Genomic DNA, 19,605 nt, shown 5'->3' with positions numbered 1-19,605 from the left:
GAGAACCGTGGATACCATTCAGCTTTTGATGGATGGGTTCTCTTCAGCGCTGTCGCTGGAGAATCTGCTCATGGCTGCGGTGGGTGCCTTGGTAGGAACCTTTGTAGGAGTGCTGCCCGGCCTCGGCCCCACTTCAGCTATCGCGATTTTGCTGCCATTGACCGGGGTACTTGAGCCGACACAGGGCATCATCATGCTAGCGGGCATCTACTACGGAGCGATGTACGGAGGGTCGACGACAGCTATTTTGCTCAATATTCCGGGAGAGATATCATCCGTGCCTACATGTCTGGACGGATATCCGCTGGCAAAGAAAGGGAAAGGTGGCCCAGCCTTGGGGATATCGGCGATCGCCTCATTCGGCGCTGGGGTGCTGGGTGTGATCGGTCTGGTCTTTTTTGCGCCGATTTTGGCAGATCAGGCTTTAAAGTTTGGGCCTCCCGAGTATTTTGCGCTCATGCTGCTCGCCCTCACACTGATGGTCAGCTTGTCAGGAGGTTCTTTAATCAAGTCATTTTTAATGGGGGCATTCGGCTACGCGCTCTCGCTGGTCGGTTTGGGTCCCTCGTCCGGTATGCCCCGATTTGATTATGGCGTCTCACAGCTGATGGGCGGTTTTGATATGATCAGCATCATTATAGGGCTTTTTGCTGTGACGGAAGTATTGAAAGGAATCGAGGAAAGGCGCTCGGGAGCAACCATTGCCAAAACGGGAAGCGTCTATCCAGGCAAAGAAGAGCTGATGAAAAGTGCGGCGCCGATGCTTCGGGGAGGGCTGGTCGGTTTCTTTCTCGGGCTGCTGCCAGGCTGCTCTGCGGCGATTACCGCCTTTCTCGCCTACGATCTGGAGAAAAAGGTATCCAAGCATCCGGAGCGTTTTGGCAACGGTGCGATTGAAGGAGTCGCTGCTCCGGAGGCTGCCAATAACGCAACAAGCAGCGCAGGCTTTATTCCCCTGTTCTCGCTGGGAATCCCCTCTTCACCCCCACTGGCGATCCTGCTTGCGGGCTTGATGATTTATGGTCTCACACCGGGACCTGTGCTGTTCGAGCAGCATGCTCCGTTTGTCTGGACGGTCGTCGCTTCCATGTTCGTAGGCAACACCATGCTCCTGATCCTGAATTTGCCCATGGTATGGGTGTGGGTAAAGCTGACACGAGTGCCCTACGGGATTATGGCACCGATCATCCTGATGTTCTGCACGATTGGGGCATACAGCGTGCGAAACAGCCTGTTTGACGTTGGCACCGCTTTTTTGTTTGGGGCACTTGGATACTTATTTCATAAATACAAATGGCCTGTCGTCCCACTCGTCCTGTGCTTTATTTTGGGTCCTCTTCTGGAGGAGTCCTTCATTCAGACGATGGCGATGGGAGCAGGCAACATAGCGATTGTTTGGAGTCGACCGATTTCATTGGTGATTTTGGTTGCCGCCGCCGCGCTGCTGGTGATTTCCATCCTGCTGAACAGAAGGACCAACAAACGGGTAAGGGAAGAGCAGGCGCATGGGATCGATGTCGCAAGCTAGTCAAGTACAGGAGGAGTCAGGGTTGAAAGCATATAAGCAATGGGCAACGGTGATGATGTCTTTTTTGATGGCGGTCTCGATCAGTGCATGTGGCGCAAGGGAAGCTCCCCCTGCTGAACAAAGTGCTCCGAAGCCGGCACCTGCTGCACAAGCTCCTGCAGCACCACCATATCCGACCAAACAAATTGAGTATATCGTGCCTTACTCCGCAGGTGGCGGCGTCGATCTGGTCGCGAGGGCAACAGCAGACTATTTGAGCAAAGAGTGGGGGCAGCCCATCGTTGTCGTGAACAAAGCAGGCGGAGGGGGAGCAGTCGGAGCGGAGTATGCATTGAAGCAGGCAAAGCCGGATGGCTACACAGCGCTGGCGGTCAACGTCTCGAATACGACGATGCTGACGGCTGGGATGGTAAATTCACCGGTGAAAAATGAGGATCAGATTTATGCAGCACGGATTGGGAAAGGAACGCTGGCTTTTGCAGTCAAGGCGGACGCTCCCTGGAAGGATTTCGCCGAGTTTTCCCAATGGGTCAAAGAAAGCCCTGAGCAATTGACCTGGACATCGGTTGGGCCAGCAGGATTTTCTGCCTTTGGCGTAGCGGAATGGATGGACACCATCGGCGCTGATTTTTCCAAGTCGAGGATGATTGTGACCAAGGGTGCTTCGGATTCCGTACCAAAAGTGGCAGGAGGACATGCGGTTTTGGCCGTGCATACGGTAGGAGAGATCATGCCGATGGTGCAGGCTGGCAAGGTGAAAATTCTCGCGGTATCCGGCACAAAGAGAAGCCCCTTCCTGCCAGATGTTCCTACGGCAGAGGAGCTGGGAATCAAAGGACTGACTGTTTTCTGGTGGACGGGAGTATCGTTTGCCAAAGGAACGCCTGATTACGTCGTGGAAAAATGGCAGGAATCGATTGCCAAGATGGAGCAGGATCCAGAGTTCGCGAAGAAGCTGTCGGAAATCCAGGTGGAAGCCGCCTATGCGAAAAGTGCTGATTTTATCCAGGATGTCAATCAAGAGACGGAGTATTACACCGATCTAGCCACCAAAAAGGACATTCGCAAATAAGATTTTTCCAGAATGAAATAGCCGGGCTGCCGTTCAAATGAATGGCAGCTCTTTTTGGACGTGGACGGAAAAGGTCGTAAAAGGGTGGGATAAAGAGGATTTTTCAGTATTTTACAGAAGTCCATAATGATGGATAAAAATGAACAGGAAAAAGATAGATAGAAGCATCGTTAGAGGGGGGAGAAAATGGCGCTGCCAGGAGTGTGGGAACGATATAAGCAACAATTTCTAGAAAATATCAGTGATGGATTTATTTCTTTTGACCGCCATTGGAACGTCCTTCATGTGAATACGAAAGGAAGTCTCCTATTAACTAGCGAACGCGACGTACAGCTCGGGACAAACGTCTATGAGCATTGGCGCTTCAATGAGCCGGAATTTTTTGCGCAGCTCCGTCAAGTATCCGAGAGTCGGGTGGAAGCTTTTTTTATTGAATATTCACAACGATTGCAGGCGTGGTTTGAAGTAAAAGCCTTTCCGTCCGAGGAAGGGATCTATGTATTGTTTCGGGAAGTCGCAGCTTTTGAACAAAATGTGAAGCTGGAAAAGCAGTATTACCACTCGCTCTTTGAACAGCATCCCGATGCCATTTACGCCATGAATCTATCGGGCTATTACATAAACGTAAATCCAGCAACAGAGAGATTGACCGGATATTCCCGGACGGAGCTTGTGAACCAGCATTTTCACATGCACATTCATCCACAGGATTTGCCGCAAACGAAACAATGCTTTGAAGCGGCAGCGAAAGGAGCTTCGCAGCGATTCGAAGCGAGGATTCGGACAAAAACGGGTGAAATCATCCGGATGAAGTTTACGAACATGCCGATCATAGTCGAGGGATCAATCGTTGGCGTGTACGGGATTGCCCAGGATATCACGCAGCAAATAAACGGCGCGCGTCATGGTCATCCCCTGCGTGTGAGATATCGGATTTTGCGTCCAGATGGAGAAGAACGCATCGTGCTGTCCCAACGTGAGGTCAATCCAGATAAAGCCGACCCGACGAAAATGTTTGGGATTATTCAGGGCATCACGGAGCAGAAGCGTACAGAGCAATTGCTGATCGAAAGCCAGCAACGGTATCAGTCGCTGATGACGTACAACGCGGATGGAGTAACGGCGATTGATTTGACTGGTGCGTACATCGAGGTCAATCCGGTGTTTGAACGAATGACAGGCTATCGAAAAGAAGAGCTGCTGCAGCTCTCGTATAGCGATTTGCTTGGGGAAGACGAAGTGGCGCAAGCAGGAAGGATTTGGGACTCTTCTGTCAAAGAAGGCGCTCCGTTTACTTTATCCTCAAAGCTGGTACATAAAGAGGGACATCTGATCGAAGTGGCGACACACAATATTCCCATCATCGTGAATCGAGAGGTGACAGGCTATTTCACGATCTGGCGAGATACCTCTGGGCAAAAGCAGACGGATGAAATCCTGCGGCAGTCGGAAAAGCTGGCAGCAGTAGGACAGCTGGCAGCAGCAGTCGCCCATGAGGTGCGCAATCCGCTGACCTCTTTGAAAGGCTTTACCCAGCTGCTCCAGCATCAGTTCCCCACAGCGGACCAAAGCTACTTTGACATTATGAAGGGCGAGCTGGAGCGAATACAGCTGATCTCGGGAGAGCTGCTTGTATTAGCCAAGCCCAAGCCGGAGCGATTTGAGCAAAGATGCGTCAACCAGATCGTAAACGATGTGGCTTTGCTGTTGGAATCGCAGGCCAATATGAGTGCCGTGGAGATCGAGCTGTCTTTGGAAAGCGAGCTGCCTCCTATTTTTTGTGATGAGAATCAGTTGAAGCAGGTCTTCGTCAACATCATGAAAAACGGGATTGAGTCGATGAAGGACGGCGGAAAAATGAAAATCGCTTCGCAAAGACGCGCCCAGCATCTCTCTCTTTCCTTTACCGATGAAGGCTGCGGGATTCCGAAAGAAAAGCTGGATAAGATCGGGGATCCCTTCTACACCACGAAAGAGCAGGGCACGGGACTGGGCATGATGATTACCCAAAAAATCATTCAGCATCACAAGGGTGTCATGCAATTCGAAAGTGAAGTAGGGAAAGGGACTACCGTAACCGTCTTATTGCCAATAGAAGATATGTGAATGATTTTAATTTTCTGTTATAATTAAAAAATATTTGCTGTAGTGACTGACGCAAGCTGGATGGAAGGCGGTAGGCATTCATGTTGATACGAGTAGCCGTAATTACACCTGAGGACTTTGCCCCGCGTATTACGGCGCACGCGGAACATTTCAACGACATTAAATTCACGACATACATATATCGGAATCCAATGGAGTGCGAGACGCTGGTGGAGCAAATTCAAGACTGCGACGTGCTGCTGTTTGCGGGGCCGCTTCCCTATTATTATGGGACAAGACGTTCTACCCGAAAGCAGCAGCTGCCTTCTGTCTATATTCCCTCAGATGAGTATACGCTCACCTTGAACCTCGGTCATATCTTGCTGAACCGCGAGGAAGGTTTGCGCTTTTTATCCGTGGATACTCCCAAACAGCGGTATTTGGAGCAAGCGGTTGCAGAATGGCAGCTGGATAGCAGCGGCTGGCACGTGAAAGATTACAGCCAAATCGTCGATGGGGAGGGCACGCCTTTTGATCCCGAGGATATGATCCGTTTCCATCGTGAAAACTTCGAGTGCGGCAGGAGCAATCTGATTCTGACCAGCGTCGATTATGTCTATGAACGGCTGCGATTGCTAGACATCCCGTGTATCAATATGATCGTACCGGAAAAGAGCATTCGCGAAACGGTGGCGAGAGCAGCTCACTTCGGACAGCTGATGATCAGCGAGAATGCCCAAATCGCGGTCGGGCTGGCGGCGATCAACCAGCTGGAGGAAGGAGGCGGCACTCAGCCGAACGCAGGAATTATGCTGCAGCAGATGCTGCTTGATTTAGGGAAAGAGACGGATGCCTCGATCCAGCAGCTCGGCTTGGACCAATTTATCATTTATGGGACCAGAGGAAGCATTGAACAAATGACACGCAACTTCACGCAAATGCCTGCGATGGGAAACATGGAGGATCTATTTGGCGTGAGCATCAGTATGGGGTTTGGCTTTGGCATGACGGCAAAAGAGGCGGAAGCTCACGCACGGATCGGGTTGTTTCATGCTCGAAAGCAAGAGAGAAACAGCAGCGCGTTTCTGGTCACTCACGAAAAAGAGGTCATCGGTCCCTTGAGTGCAAACAGCAAGACCTTTCATTTGAAGAGCGAAAATCGGGATTTGCTGCACGTGGCCGAGCAAACAGGGATGAGTGTGGCGACGATCAGCAAGCTATCTGCGTTCATTAAACTGCGTAGAGAAAACAGCTTTACCGCAACGGATCTCGCGGAATATTTGCAGCTGAGCAGGAGAAGTGCGGAGCGCGTTTTGAAGAAAATGGTGAATCATCAGTTTATCGTACCTGTTGGCGAGGAGCAGCCTTATCGTCAGGGAAGACCAAGAGCCGTTTACCGAATCAATTTTTAGAAAATTCTCTTGACTGCCGTGTTTATTTTTCGTTATATTTTTTAATAATTAGCGACAAGATAACGACGTTTGTCGATAATGGATGAAAAATAAGGGGGGATTCCGACATGGCTTCAAGAGTACCTCACGTTTTTGTTATTTTGTTTTCCGTTATTTTACTAGCGGCAATCGCTACGTACGTGGTAACGCCTGGTGAGTATGATCGGGCAGAAGATGCCAATGGCCGCATGATCGCCGTGGATGGCAGCTATCATCCAGTCGAAGCAGATCGAGCAGGCTTCATGGATGTCTTTCAAGCGGTCTATACGGGGATGACCGGGGCAGCGGACATTATCTTTTACATTTTTATTGTAGGTGGCTCGTTCGGTATTTTGCGCTCGACGAATGTCATTGAAGGCGCTGTAGGGAGTATCTCGAAAAGGATGGCGGGCAGGGAAAAGCTCATCATTCCGGTGCTCATGGTGTTCTTTGCGCTAGGTGGAGCGATGCTGGGTCTGGCGGAGGAAACGATTCCGTACATCACCATTCTCGTACCGCTCATGCTGCGGCTTGGCTTTGACTCGATGACCGGGGCTGCTGTCGTTCTGCTCGGTACTTCCGCAGGCTTTGCCTCTGCCTTTATGAATCCATTTACCGTCGGGGTCGCACAAGGGATTGCGCAGATCCCGGTATTTTCGGGATTGGGTCTGCGCTTGATTATGTGGGTGGTGTTTGTCGGGGTCAGCATCTGGTTTGTGATGCGTTATGCAGATAAAGTGAAAAAGGATCCGAAGAGCAGCATTACTTACGACAGCGATCTGACACTGAAGGAAAAGCAGTCGCCTACCGAGCAGTTTGTCGGCTTGACCGGGAGACAGAAGCTGGTTTTGACGATCCTTTTGGCTACGCTGGTCGTACTGGCGATTGGAGTTTCAAAGCTCGGCTGGTACCTGACGGAAATCGCTGGCTTGTTCCTTTTGATGGGTGTTCTGATGGGGATTGTTTCCAAGCTGTCGTTAAACGATATTGCGGAGGCGTTCATCGAAGGCTGCCGTACGCTGGTGATGGGAGCATTGGTTGTCGGGGTCGCTCGTGGGATTCTCGTCGTTTTGCAGGATGGCAAGATCATGGATACCATTCTGTACGGACTGGCAAATGCGGTAGGCTCCCTGCCGACCAGTCTGACTGCGATCGGGATGTACATCGTGCAATGTCTGATCAGCTATATTATCCCATCTGGCAGTGGACAGGCTGCTGTCACCATGCCAATCATGGCTCCGCTTGGCGACCTGGTTGGTGTGACGCGTCAAACAGCTGTACTTGCTTTTCAGTTAGGAGACGGGATCTCCAACATTTTCACGCCGACTTCCGGCTATTTCATGGCAGGTCTCGCTTTGGCGGGCGTCTCATGGGTGAAATGGGCCAAGTGGCTGCTGCCGTTGATCATCTGCCACTATATCTTAGGTGCCGTTTTCGTGACGATTGCGCACTTGATTGGCTATCAGTGAGTCCTTGTAAATAGAAAGGCGGATCCACAGTGAAAATTACATCGATTACCGTCTCAGGCATCAAGCTTCCCCTGATTCGGCCCTTTATCGTGGCTTACGAAACGTACTACGACATGCCCACACTGCTGGTCAAAGTGGAGACAGATACTGGGATCACTGGGTACGGAGAAGCGACTCCCGACCAGCATGTGACGGGAGAGACATGGGAGAGCACGTACAGCACACTCGTTCATCATCTGGCACCGCTCGTGATCGGGGAAGACCCGTTTGCAATCGAGCATCTTCACGAGAAAATGGCGGAGACGATTTACGGTTCTCCCTCCGCCAAAGCAGCGATCGATCTAGCCTGCTATGACATCATGGGCAAAGCGACTGGTCAGCCTGTCTACAACCTCATCGGAGGGCGCTATCACGAAGTCATGGCTGTCCCGTTTGTCGTCAGCATTTTGGAGCCGCAGGTCATGGCACAGCAGGCTGCAGAGGCACTCAAAGACGGATACAGCACGATCAAGATCAAAGTTGGAACAAATCCAGCCGTTGACGTGGAAAGAATCAAGGCGGTGCGAAAAGCGATTGGGGACAAAGTACAGCTGCGGGTCGACGCCAATCAGGGGTGGAGAAACAAGGCGCTGAGCATGTGGGTGCTGGAGCAGGTAAAGGACTGCAATATCGACTGGATCGAACAGCCGGTGGTCGCGGATGACATAACAGCGCTGGCTGAGATTCGCCGCCAGATTCACATCCCGGTGATGATTGATGAAGGCGTGCACGGAGACCGCGAAATGCGAGAAACGATCGTCAAGCAGGCTGCTGACAAGCTGAACATCAAGCTGATGAAATGCGGGGGCATCTATCCCGCACTGAAGCTGGTTGCCCAGGCCGAAATGGTCGGCATGGAATGTCAGGTCGGATCGATGGTCGAATCCGCCGTCGCCAGCGCGGCAGGCGCCCATTTGTCTGCGGCGAAAAAGGCGATTATTTCCAACGAGCTGGTCGGACCTTTCATGTTCGCACGGGATGTAGCTGAGTTCCCATATGAGAAGAAAACGATCAGGCTGACAGATCGACCGGGCCTGGGACTCGACGTCAACGAGCAGACCATCGCGGAACTGACGCAGATGACCGCTGTCATTTCCGGGGAAAAGTAGAAGAGAAGGAGAAAGAGCGCGGGATCTGAGCCCTGCGCTCTTTTTTTGATTGGGGACATGGATCCGCTGCCTTTTTTATGCCTACTAGAATACGCAATCATTTCAGGTATGCTTTGAGTTGGTCATTCATCCAATCAAGCGCTTCTTCACGCAAGCTATACGAAACCACGCTTGAACCAAGAACATGACCTCGAATCAGACCGGCAGAGCGTAGATTCAATGTATGCTCATAGATCGTGCTTTTGGCCATCTGCATATGATTCACAATTTCCATGTAGCTTTTGGGTCCGGACTTCAGATAGTGCAGAATTTGCAGGCGGGTCTTGTCTGCTAAGCTACGTGTAAGGCGGTATAACGAGGGGGAAGGCAAATTATCTTCTATTACAGGTAATAGATCGGAAGAATATTGACAGACGGTAATTCCTCGGTAGCAATGGAGCAACGTAACGGGCTGAGAGTGATATTGCGGGATCAGCAGCACACGGTGTGCTTGATCAACCGGTTCAAAATACAGTCCGTTGGTAGCAAGCTCTATTAACTCCACCGGTCCGCGTGCTGCTTTCCATTGGAGCTTCTCGTTTGCATCGGTTATCAACGGATCGACAATCATAGATGATACGGATTGAAAATACTGCTGGTCCCATTCGGAAAGAAAGTAGCTTACTCTGTCTCTAACAACCCCTAGATCCTCGGGAAAAGTAGAAATCCAAGGAGAAAGCCGCTCAAAGAGTTCCCCTACAGATAAACTCTCCAGCCAAAGTAGAAACTGAGTCGTCGTTTCTTTTTTGGGACACTGCCAAACTAAAAGTTGCAATTGCCCCCAATCACTCCAATATTCAAGCTCTTTCAATTCGGCTGCAAAGCGCTCCGATAATTGTTCAGTTGTGTTCTTTACCCAGTTTGGACCTAATTCCAATCTTTTGTGTGCCTTTGTGCAAAGAAAGGTATAAAAACTGGTAATCAGTTCATTGGCTGGAGCAAAGGAAACTTCTACCGAATAAGTCATGAGTTCGTTCCTCCTCGAACTTTGAAAAAAAGGAATGACAAAATAGTAGCACTCTCCTATAATCGAATCAAGGTTTTAGTTCGTTTTGTAACGAACTTAACTATCGGTTCAAGAAAACGGAAAGTGGTGTTTTGCATGAAAGCCTTGTTAGTCGATGAAAGAACATTAACCTTTTCCAAAGGGGAGTTACCCATCCCTCAAATCGGTCCAGATGAAGTCTTAGTAAAAGTTCATGCAGCGGCTTTGAATCATAGGGACTTGAACATGCCGCTTTTTTATAAAAGGATGAGGGAGCAGGATGCGAGCTTTCCTGTGTCCACCTATGCAGTGGGAGCGGATGGCGCAGGTATCGTTGAGTCCATCGGATCAAATGTTAGGAGCTGGAGCATCGGGGATCCAGTTATTTGGAGCTCGCTTGCTTATTGTGGTGTTTGTTCAGCATGTTTGCTCGGGCAAAATGTGGCTTGTTTAAAAGGGAACATCATGGGGAGCACTGGGTTAAATGGGACAGTTGCACAATACGTTGCTGTTCCTGCCAAACTATTAATACCAAAGCCTGAACACTTGGATGTGAAAGAATCAGCTGCTTTGTCAATGGGACTGGGTACCGCTTGGCGGGCGTTAATTACCCGTGGAGGGCTGCAACCAGGTGAAAACGTCCTGATTCAAGGAATTGGTGGGGGAGTTGCGTTATTTGCTTTGCAGATCGCTGTTTCTATGGGGGCAAGAGTGATTGTCACTTCGTCGTCAGATGAGAAATTGAAACAAGCAATGGCTCTCGGGGCTGCTGCGGGAATCAACTACCAGAGCGAGGATGTCGTGGAACGTGTGATAGACTTAACAAATGGAAATGGGGTGGATCTGGTCGTAGATGGCGGTGGTTCCAAAACAATGCCTATAGCGATTCAGTCGGTACGGGATTTAGGTAGGGTAGTAAATTATGGATTTGTTACGGGAAGAACCTTTACGTTGGACACCTATCATCTGATGATTAGACAAGTATCGCTAGTTGGCACCGCCATGCATACATATTCTGAGTTGGTCTCTGCGGTACGGTTTTTTAGTAATGCCAAACTACGTCCTGTCATCTCAAAAGTGTTCTCGCTGGAAGACTCATTGCAAGGGGTGGAGTATCTAGAGAGTGGTTCTCATTTCGGCAAGATTGCGATTCATATGGATTGATCGAAAAATTCCTGAAAATCAAATCAAATCCGGGGGAGAGCGAAAGATGCAAGATCAGCAAACAGCACTGGTTGTGATCGATGCCCAAGTTGGACCGCTTTTCGGAACCTATAAGAAAGACGAGACCCTGAACATTATCCAAAAAATGATAGGGAAGGCAGAGAGGGAAAATATCCCTATCTTCTATATCCAACACGAGGGGGAGTCAGGGGGACTGATGGAGAGGGGGACGCCATTTTGGAAGTTTGCTGTGGGTATCATTCCACGCAAAGCAGATATCATTATTCACAAGCAGTTTGCAGATGCCTTTTATCAAACTTCATTGAGGAATGATTTGAAGCGACGGGGCGTTTCTACCTTGGTAGTTGTGGGAGTGAGGACCGAGTATTGTGTCGATTCGACTTGTCGCAGCGCCATAGCGTTAGGCTTTGATGTGACGTTAGTAGAAGACGGCCATACGACCGCTGATGGAGTCATCTCTGCAGCAAGCATCATTCAACATCATAACCGTACCCTCAGTAACACATTTGCAAAAGAAAGACGCATTGCTGTAAAAATGTCCAATGATGTGTTCTCTCAGCTTGCAAACGGGAATATGCAGGAATTGTAAAAAGTGAATCAATCTTTCGGATGCACAGAGTATAATCGTTACTATGGGTAAAACCGATCGTGGTACCTGTGCTTTGCAAAGAGTATGGCTGGGGGAGTAGCAATGAAACTGTTCGAATTAAATCTAGAGCAAAGCAAGCTGATGATGATTCAATTTTCCCCGAAAACAGCGGATCCCAAAATTCATGGTCATGGATCAGATTTTCAGCTAAGCATTCCGCTTATTGGAACTCCTTTCATTCAAATCAATAACCAGGATCGAAAGTTTCAAGAAAGATGGTGGTGTATTACTTCTCCTGATGAAAAACACTATCATTATTCGAATGAAGCGGGATCGAGGCTATTACTGATCAACTTGAAAAAGTCATTCTTGGAGAGAGTGTTGGCAGAGCGGCTCGAGCGGACTGTGGAGCGGCTCGAATTTTCACCTTGGGTCGAAGGCTCCGCGGAAGGCTTTAAAAAAATGGTTACCCGCATGATGAAACATACCCTGGATAGTTCTCTTCATCTAGAAGAGCTACAAGAGTTTGAGTACGAGCTGGCATCTTTACTTTTTTCACACACGAGAGGGACCCATTCCAAGGATTGGAGAATGGAGGCTTCCTATAATGACCACCCCTCTTTGCGAAAAGCCATGGATTATATACACGACGATTTTTCCAATGAGTTGGATCTAGATACTTTGTCGAACGCTTCTGGAATCAGCAAATATTATTTGATTCGACTGTTTAGAGAGTATGTCGGACAGACGCCTAGCCAATACATTGCGGACTATAGACTTCGGCATGCTGAGCAGTTATTGAGAAAAACCTCTTGTGAGGTCACGGACATTGCTTTTGAAGTAGGTTTTGGTAGCTTGAACACGTTTGAAAGATTATTTAAAAAGAAGTACGGAATGACCGCGAGCGAATTCAGAAAAAGCGTCTAATAGAATCAAATAGCACCCCTAGTCATGAAGCATTTTAATGGATGAATCCATCAAAATGCTTTTTTCTTTTCGCATTCAAAAATTGTTATTCTTTCACCTACAATTTCTGGGGAGTCATGTCAAAAATAGTGCGTTATATTACCCAAAGAATCCAATTTTCCCCGAAGAAAGAGCAGGTGAATGATATGGCTCGTTTTCATCCAATCGTTTGGTGCATGATATCCGGGACCTTTTTATCGAGGTCAGCGACATACATGACGATGCCGTTCTTGGCGATATTCCTCTACAAAAGTAAGGGAATCGACGCAGATATAACTGGAGCCATTATTGGTGTAAGTTTCCTGGTTGGTACCTTTAGTAGCTTCTTGGGAGGTGTTTGGTCAGACAGATACGGACGTTTTCCGGTATTAATCCTATCTTTACTTGGGTGGTGCCTGACATTTGCTGGCTATGCATTTGCTGATTCCATCACCAGTTTCTTTCTGATCAGCGCACTAAATGGATTTTTTCGAAATATTTTCGAGCCAACTTCTAAGGCATTACTTTCAGATATCACCAAACCTGAAGATCAACTGACCGTTTTCAATGCCCGGTATTTTGCTATCAATGCCGGTGCGGCAATTGGACCGATTGCAGGTGTTTACCTCGGGAGCGCTGAATCAACAGCTCCATTTTTCATTACTAGCAGTGCATATGCCTTGTTTCTGATGTTGGTAATCATACTGAAAGCAACGTACCCAATGACTTCCGCAAATGAAGGGCAGAAAGCACGAATTGGTTTTCAGCAAGCACTCGGTGTTGTACTTCGTGACAGGGTGTTCCGTTCCTTTTTGATTGGTACGATGTTCCTAACGGCTGCTTATGCCCATATGGAATCTACACTTGTTCAGTACATGGGAAACGCACCCGGATTTATCAATGGGGTTCAACTGTTGTCTTATCTGATCACAACCAACACAATCGCAGTCGTGACACTGCAGGTGCCTTTATTACGATTTGCCCGACGTTTTTCTTCCATGGCTTGTTTGCAGATAGGCACTGTATTTTTTGCTGTTTCTTTGGTTGGATTCGGTGTGTTCCATTCACTTATACCGCTCATTCTGTCTATGGTGATGTTCACGATTGGAGAATTGCTGTGTTTTGTGATGGCAGAAATGGTTATTCAAGAGATTGCACCGGAACATCTTCGAGGGACTTACTTTGGTGCGAGTGGTTTTCAATTTATTGGACAAAGCATGGGTCCATGGTTTGGCGGAGTGCTTCTTACTCATTTTGGGTTTTCGCAAGGACCGCTTGTTTTTAGTATTTTGATGATCATGACACTGTTGGCGGTGCCTATGTTTGTAGCTGCACAAAAGGAACAGGTGAAAGTAAAAACAGTTCATGTGAACGGAGGAATCTGACATGTTTCAATCCCGAATAGAACGCCTTGCGGAAATCATCGTAAATTATTCCATTCAAACACAACCAAATGAAAATGTTCTTATTGAGGCAACAGATATACCGCGCGAGCTTATACAAGCAATTACACGAGAGGTTCACAAAGTTGGTGGGAATGCATTTATCAACCTTCGGGACAGACAGGTGATGCGTGACTTGCTTATGAACGCTCCGGAAGAACAAATACGTCTATGGGGGGAAGCCGACTCTCGTTTCATGAGCATGATGCATGGATATGTTGCCGTGCGGGGAAATAGCAATCTATATGAGTGGTCAGATATACCGACACAAAAAATGCTTCAATATGAACGACTCTACATCAAACCCGTGCATATCGAGCAGCGGGCAAAACATACGAAATGGGTGGTTGTACGCTATCCAAATGAAGCAATGGCACAGCTTGCAGAAACAAGTACAGAAGCGTTTACACAATTTTTCTTTGATGTCTGTACCATGAATTACGAGAAAATGAATCATGCTATGGATGCATTGGTAGAACTGATGAACCAGACAGATCAAGTAAGAATCGTAGGTCCCGGTACTGACCTTCGTTTTTCGATGGATGGAATGCCAGCAATTAAATGTGCGGGTCAACTAAACTTGCCTGATGGCGAAGTGTATTCTGCACCAGTAAAAGATTCTGTGAATGGCGTAATCACTTTTAACACCCCAACTCCGTATAGTGGGTTTGTTTTTGAGAAGATTCAGCTGACCTTTGAAAAAGGAGTAATTACGAAAGCTGCTGCCAATGATACTTCACGCTTATGGGAAATTCTTCGGACGGATGAAGGTTCAAGCTCAATCGGGGAGTTTGCTATTGGCATGAATCCATTTATTAAAAAACCGTTAAAGGACATTTTATTTGATGAGAAAATCGATGGCTCTTTACATGTAGCCTTAGGAAATTGCTATGATGATGCATACAATGGCAATCATTCCGCCATACATTGGGATATGGTGTTAATTCAACGACCGGAATTCGGAGGAGGAGAAATCTGGTTTGATGACCGACTGATACGAAAAGACGGTAAATTCGTTGTTCCGGAATTATTTTGCCTAAATCCTGAAGAGTTAAGATAAGAAGCATGCTCTCGGAGAAATTTGGAAGGTGATACCGTGAAAAAAATGAGTCTAATGCTAACGGGAATTCTAGTTTCAATCTTTTTCTTAGGAGGGACACCTGGTTTTGCAGACAGTGTACTGGGAAAAAGCAATAGTACTAAGATGGAAACAAAACAACTTGAACCTGAATATGCAATTAATAAACCAATGGGGTTTGGTAATGTTAATCTTGTTGTAAATATACGATTACCTTTTGGAAAAGGCTTCTGTTTGGAGGATAATGGGAGTATTTAACAGCTTTTGGCTATCCACATGACTTTCTGGTCATTGAGCACGATAAAAAGGACAAATCAATTATATTCGTTAGCGTTTATAACTATTTTCAAGGCCAATTAACGAGAATTACTTCCTTTAGAACAGAGCCTGTAAAAGATCCTGAAATTGATGTCCATGTAGCCCATGAAAATGGATTTAATCTCTATATTAATGAGCACAAAAACCACGAGTTTGTTTCTTCAACCGCTTATGAATTTGATGTGGAGGCAAAAACTTATAAAGAAGTAGGAGTTCTTTCCAAATAAGCCTAGTCGTGGTGATGGCTTAAATGGGGAATTTGCAATACAATCTTACCCTTACGAGACACTAGAATCTCGTAAGGGTATTTTTTTGCAAATCAGTAAGTATCAAATCGAATCAAAGTTAATAAAAATGAGTCAGAGTAAATCATCAACCTTTCCTTTCATGACTGGCTGGTTTTAGAGGAGGAGTTTGCCATCCTGCAAGCGGAACGCTACGAAAAGATTACACAGTACGTGAATCAAAAAGGATTTGCTTCCATTGCTGAGTTGACGGAGTTGTTGGATGTATCGAAACCAACTGTGTTGCGAGATCTGCTGAAGCTGGAAGAACAGCAATTAATCATTCGCACCTATGGAGGAGCGGCAAGTCTGCACAAAGGAACGAATTTCGAGCCTCGGCACTCCGAAAAAGAAAGGCAAGCAGCGGAAAACAAGGAAATGATCGCGCAGCTGGCGCTCACCTTTATCCATCCGGGGGAGACGATTCTGCTCGACAGCGGTTCGACGGCGCTGATGCTGGCAAAGCAGCTGGTCAAGGTGAAAAACATTACGGTCATCACCAATGACATCAAAAGCGCGATGTGCCTTTGTGAAAACGAGGCCATTGATCTGGTCGTGCTGGGAGGCCAGAGGCGCAGAGGTGTATACAGCCTCGTCGGTCCGTTTACAGAGATGCTTCTGCAAAATTTGAACGTAGATAAAGTGTTTCTGGGAGCAGACGCTGTCGACATTCAAAAGGGAATTACGAACTCCAATATCGATGAACTCAACATCAAGAAAGGGATGATAGCTATAGCCAAGGAGGTGATCTTATTGGCCGACAGCAGCAAGTTTGAACAGGTTGCGTTTTCTCACATTGCCAATCTGGACGTGTTGGATGCCATTATCACAGACAGACATATTGAGCAAAAGGGCGTACTCAAAGTGCTGCAGGAGAAGGGAATTCACGTTCACATTGCTGGAAAAGTCCAGAAAGGAGGGAAAGAAGAACTCCGATAAAAGACACGAGAAGCGTTGCGAGTTCATTTGGGAGGGTGAAGCAGATGAAAAAAGTGATTATCGCCTGCGGGGCAGGCATTGCGACATCTACATTGATTTGCGACAGAGTGAAACATTTGTTGAGTGAAAACGGGATTGCTGCGGACATCATTCAGTGCACGGTAGCGGATATTGCCGGACACGCGGCCAGGGCAGATCTGATCATTACCTCCATGAAACTGGAAAACAGATACGACAAGCCAATCGTGACGGCGATCTCTTTTTTGACCGGCATTGGGCGTGAGCAGACGGAACAGGAGATTTTGGGGCATCTCAAATAATCGTGCTGACGAAAAGGGGGAAGAAGAATGGAAGCCATCCTGCAAGTTTTTACCTATCTTAGCGATCTTGGCTCCATGGTGATGATTCCGATCATCATCGCGATTGTCGGTCTCTGCTTTCGACTCAGTTTTTTGCGGGCGATCCGTGCAGGTGTCACGGTAGGGATCGGATTCGTGGGTTTGAACCTCGTGCTCGGCATTATTTGGACGTATATTGGCCCCATTACTACTATTTTCGTCGAGAAATTTCATCTGCAATTAACGGTGATCGACGCTGGATGGGCGGCAGCGGCAGGCGTCGCCTTTGCTACCAAGGTGGGGGCCGTGATTATTCCCTTTACCCTTCTCGTCAACGTCCTGATGCTGATCTCCAAACAGACGCGTACGGTCAATATCGACATCTGGAACTACTGGCATTTTGCTTTTACGGGTGCAGTCGTCATGACTGTCACTAGTAGTATGGTCTATGGCTTGTTGGCAGCGGCAGCCCATTGTATCGTCGCACTGAAGATGGCGGACTTATCCGCAGAGCGCGTCCAAAAGGAAATCGGCATCCCTGGAATCTCCGTCGCGCAAGGCTATGCGATCTCTTCTGTCCCTGTTTACATGCTGTTGGAAAAGCTGTATGACAAGATTCCTGGACTGCAAAATCGCAAGACGGATACCTCGTCCATCCAAGCCAAGCTCGGAGTGATGGGCGAGCCGATGATGATCGGCTTAGTTTTAGGTATCTTGATTGGCATCTTTGTCGGCTACGATCTGAAAAAAGTTCTGGAGCTGGGCATCGCGATGGGCTCCCTGATGCTGCTATTGCCACGGATGGTTAAGGTCATTATGGAAGGATTGGTCCCGATCTCGGAAGGGGCGCGTTCGTTCATGGAAAAACGCTTCAAAGGCTCGGAGTTTTACATCGGTCTTGATTCTGCTGTGACGCTTGGACACCCGACGACCATTACGGTGGGCATTTTGCTCATACCGATTACTCTCGTGTTGGCTATGATTCTTCCTCTTAATTCCACGCTTCCTCTGGGTGATTTGGCTGCGACAGCCTTCTTTATCTCCATGGCAACACCCATTCATCGTGGGGATTTTGTGCGCACGCTGATCAGCGGCACGATTATGATGGCGATTGTCCTCCTGTTCGCCAGCTATTTTGCCCCTATCATCACGGATACGGCAAAAAATACGGGCTTTACGTTCCCAGAAGGCGCGACGCAAATTACTGCACTGTCCGCGGGCAACTGGGTGGCGTTCGTGATCAGCAAGCTGATGTCACTGCAAGCGCTGGGGGTAGCGATTATTGTGGTCTTAGTGGGGGCTTTGCTGGCATTCAGCAAAAAGCTCGTGCTGTCCAAATAAAGGAGCATCAACAGGCTGGAGAGAGAGGAGTCGTGCAATGACCTGGCTAAAAGATGTGATCGGGACGGAGAAGGCGATTATCGCGATGTGCCACATCCTGCCGCTGCCGGGAGACCCGTACTACGACAAAGGAAAAGGAATGGAATACGTCGTCGAAATGACCCGCAAGGACTTATTGGCCCTACAGGAGGGTGGCGTCGATGCCGTCATGTTTTCCAATGAGTTCAGTCTGCCGTATCTGACGGATGTAAGAACGGAGACGGTCGCCGCAATGGCACGGATTATTGGAGAATTGAAAAAGGAGATTACCGTACCGTTTGGGGTGAACGTCCTATGGGATGCGAAAAAATCACTAGATTTGGCTGCTGCCACCGGAGCAGGGTTCGTCCGTGAAATCTTTACGGGCGTCTACGCGAGCGATTTTGGCATATGGGATACTAATGTAGGAGAGACCATTCGGCATCAGCATCGGATCGGAGCAGAACAGGTGAAGCTGTTGTTTAATATCGTTCCGGAGGCTGCCAAGTACATGGCTGATCGTGATATCGAAAGCATCTCCAAATCCACAGTTTTTAACAATCGTCCGGACGCGCTTTGTGTCTCGGGGCTGACAGCGGGAACCGAGACGGATGCACAGCTGCTGCAGAGGGTAAAGGCCATCGTACCGCACACAGTCGTACTGGCCAATACGGGGATGCGGCTAGAGAATGTGGAGCAGCAGCTCGCGATTGCAGATGGGGCTGTTGTCGGGACCACCTTCAAGGTCGATGGCAAATTTGAGAATCACGTCGATCCGAATCGCGTTCAAGCATTCATGGACAAAGTCAAAGCATTCCGCGCTCAATGGCAGTCGGAGGCCGAGGTACGATGATCATTTCCCCCTCGATTGCGTCCGCAAACCCGCTGCGCCTGGAAGAGGAAGTCAAACGACTGGATGCGACTCTGTACACAGACCTGCATATTGACATCGAGGACGGTCACTTTATTCCCAACATCACATTTGGCATGAAAACCGTGAAAAGCCTGCGCGAAGTGACCGACCTTCCATTTTCGTTTCACTTGATGGTGTCCAATCCATTCGACTATCTGGGGGAAATCTGCGCCTGCCAACCAAGCGTGATTTTCGTTCATGTCGAAGCACTGGATTACCCCAGCTCGTTTGTTGAAGCTGTGCAGCGTCGAGGAATAAAGGCAGGGCTGGCATTTAACCCCAAGTCAACGATTGCGCCTTTTCAATATGTGTTGAGCCGCGCCGATGCCGTCCTGATCATGACAGCCGAACCGGATGGGCAGGGACAGCAATTTATCCCTGCTATAATAGAAAAAGCGAAGCAAGTAGGAATGGCTGTTCCCTCCATTGAACTGTGGGTAGATGGGGGAGTCACTACTG

General features: G+C 48.2%; 18 protein-coding genes (1 of these 18 cut by a window edge). 17 read left to right on the top strand and 1 reads right to left on the bottom strand.

Features of this window, described 5'->3' with window-relative positions:
• The first annotated feature begins 28 nt into the window (after positions 1 to 28).
• The 6 genes from ACLIN2_RS23875 to ACLIN2_RS23850 all read left to right on the top strand — a co-directional run bounded on the left by ACLIN2_RS23875 (position 29) and on the right by ACLIN2_RS23850 (position 8,732).
• Complete coding sequence (locus ACLIN2_RS23875; RefSeq protein ID WP_411504587.1) at positions 29 to 1,528, top strand: tripartite tricarboxylate transporter permease; 1,500 nt, start codon at positions 29 to 31, stop codon at positions 1,526 to 1,528.
• A 52-nt stretch (positions 1,529 to 1,580) separates the two neighbouring features.
• Positions 1,581 to 2,600 (top strand): tripartite tricarboxylate transporter substrate binding protein, encoded by a 1,020-nt coding sequence (locus tag ACLIN2_RS23870; RefSeq protein ID WP_411504586.1) that lies wholly within the window; start codon positions 1,581 to 1,583, stop codon positions 2,598 to 2,600.
• Between the two features lie 186 nt (positions 2,601 to 2,786).
• The gene (locus tag ACLIN2_RS23865; RefSeq protein WP_411502347.1) at positions 2,787 to 4,706 is read left to right on the top strand and encodes a PAS domain-containing sensor histidine kinase; all 1,920 of its coding nucleotides are present in this window, start codon (positions 2,787 to 2,789) and stop codon (positions 4,704 to 4,706) included.
• Positions 4,707 to 4,786: 80 nt separating this feature from the next.
• Positions 4,787 to 6,097 carry a transcriptional regulator gene (locus ACLIN2_RS23860; protein ID WP_411502346.1) on the top strand — a complete coding sequence of 437 codons (1,311 nt, stop codon included), beginning with the start codon at positions 4,787 to 4,789 and terminating at the stop codon, positions 6,095 to 6,097.
• A 107-nt stretch (positions 6,098 to 6,204) separates the two neighbouring features.
• On the top strand, positions 6,205 to 7,584 hold the full coding sequence (locus tag ACLIN2_RS23855) for a YfcC family protein (protein ID WP_092277174.1): 1,380 nt from the start codon (positions 6,205 to 6,207) through the stop codon (positions 7,582 to 7,584).
• A 29-nt stretch (positions 7,585 to 7,613) separates the two neighbouring features.
• Complete coding sequence (locus ACLIN2_RS23850) at positions 7,614 to 8,732, top strand: mandelate racemase/muconate lactonizing enzyme family protein (RefSeq protein ID WP_411502345.1); 1,119 nt, start codon at positions 7,614 to 7,616, stop codon at positions 8,730 to 8,732.
• Positions 8,733 to 8,829: 97 nt separating this feature from the next.
• Here ACLIN2_RS23850 and ACLIN2_RS23845 read toward each other — a convergent pair whose 3' ends face one another.
• A complete protein-coding gene (locus ACLIN2_RS23845; protein WP_411502344.1) occupies positions 8,830 to 9,738 on the bottom strand; it encodes an ArsR/SmtB family transcription factor in 909 nt (302 codons plus the stop codon).
• 135 nt (positions 9,739 to 9,873) lie between these two features.
• Here ACLIN2_RS23845 and ACLIN2_RS23840 point away from each other — a divergent pair, with 135 nt between their 5' ends.
• The 11 genes from ACLIN2_RS23840 to ACLIN2_RS23790 form a co-directional block, all read left to right on the top strand.
• Complete coding sequence (locus ACLIN2_RS23840) at positions 9,874 to 10,920, top strand: zinc-binding dehydrogenase (RefSeq protein WP_411502343.1); 1,047 nt, start codon at positions 9,874 to 9,876, stop codon at positions 10,918 to 10,920.
• A gap of 46 nt (positions 10,921 to 10,966) precedes the next feature.
• Positions 10,967 to 11,530: a cysteine hydrolase family protein gene (locus ACLIN2_RS23835; protein WP_411502342.1), complete on the top strand. Its 564-nt coding sequence runs from the start codon at positions 10,967 to 10,969 to the stop codon at positions 11,528 to 11,530.
• 102 nt (positions 11,531 to 11,632) lie between these two features.
• Positions 11,633 to 12,457: a helix-turn-helix transcriptional regulator gene (locus ACLIN2_RS23830; protein WP_170184466.1), complete on the top strand. Its 825-nt coding sequence runs from the start codon at positions 11,633 to 11,635 to the stop codon at positions 12,455 to 12,457.
• 116 nt (positions 12,458 to 12,573) lie between these two features.
• The gene (locus ACLIN2_RS23825; RefSeq protein ID WP_411502341.1) at positions 12,574 to 13,860 is read left to right on the top strand and encodes an MDR family MFS transporter; all 1,287 of its coding nucleotides are present in this window, start codon (positions 12,574 to 12,576) and stop codon (positions 13,858 to 13,860) included.
• Between the two features lies 1 nt (position 13,861).
• A complete protein-coding gene (locus ACLIN2_RS23820) occupies positions 13,862 to 14,977 on the top strand; it encodes an aminopeptidase (RefSeq protein ID WP_411502340.1) in 1,116 nt (371 codons plus the stop codon).
• Positions 14,978 to 15,013: 36 nt separating this feature from the next.
• Positions 15,014 to 15,253, top strand: a complete 240-nt coding sequence (locus ACLIN2_RS23815; RefSeq protein ID WP_411502339.1) for a hypothetical protein — start codon at positions 15,014 to 15,016, stop codon at positions 15,251 to 15,253.
• Between the two features lie 428 nt (positions 15,254 to 15,681).
• Entirely contained in the window at positions 15,682 to 16,536 is an 855-nt protein-coding gene (locus ACLIN2_RS23810) for a DeoR/GlpR family DNA-binding transcription regulator (protein ID WP_411504585.1), read from the top strand.
• Between the two features lie 44 nt (positions 16,537 to 16,580).
• Positions 16,581 to 16,856 (top strand): PTS sugar transporter subunit IIB, encoded by a 276-nt coding sequence (locus ACLIN2_RS23805; protein WP_411502338.1) that lies wholly within the window; start codon positions 16,581 to 16,583, stop codon positions 16,854 to 16,856.
• A 27-nt stretch (positions 16,857 to 16,883) separates the two neighbouring features.
• Positions 16,884 to 18,215 carry a PTS galactitol transporter subunit IIC gene (locus tag ACLIN2_RS23800; RefSeq protein ID WP_092277531.1) on the top strand — a complete coding sequence of 444 codons (1,332 nt, stop codon included), beginning with the start codon at positions 16,884 to 16,886 and terminating at the stop codon, positions 18,213 to 18,215.
• A 37-nt stretch (positions 18,216 to 18,252) separates the two neighbouring features.
• Positions 18,253 to 19,086: a BtpA/SgcQ family protein gene (locus tag ACLIN2_RS23795; RefSeq protein WP_411502337.1), complete on the top strand. Its 834-nt coding sequence runs from the start codon at positions 18,253 to 18,255 to the stop codon at positions 19,084 to 19,086.
• Positions 19,083 to 19,605, top strand: partial view of a hypothetical protein gene (locus tag ACLIN2_RS23790; RefSeq protein ID WP_411502336.1) — the 5' portion only. The gene runs 74 nt beyond the window's last position; 523 of the gene's 597 nt are visible here — the first part of the coding sequence; its start codon is at positions 19,083 to 19,085; its stop codon lies off the right edge, out of view. Before ACLIN2_RS23795 ends, ACLIN2_RS23790 begins: the two co-directional genes overlap by 4 nt.

The sequence above is a fragment of the Brevibacillus centrosporus genome, from assembly GCF_046622605.1.
Classification (GTDB): domain Bacteria; phylum Bacillota; class Bacilli; order Brevibacillales; family Brevibacillaceae; genus Brevibacillus; species Brevibacillus centrosporus.
Note: the sequence above shows the minus strand (reverse complement) of the source record. Positions and strands in the feature narration are given on the sequence as shown.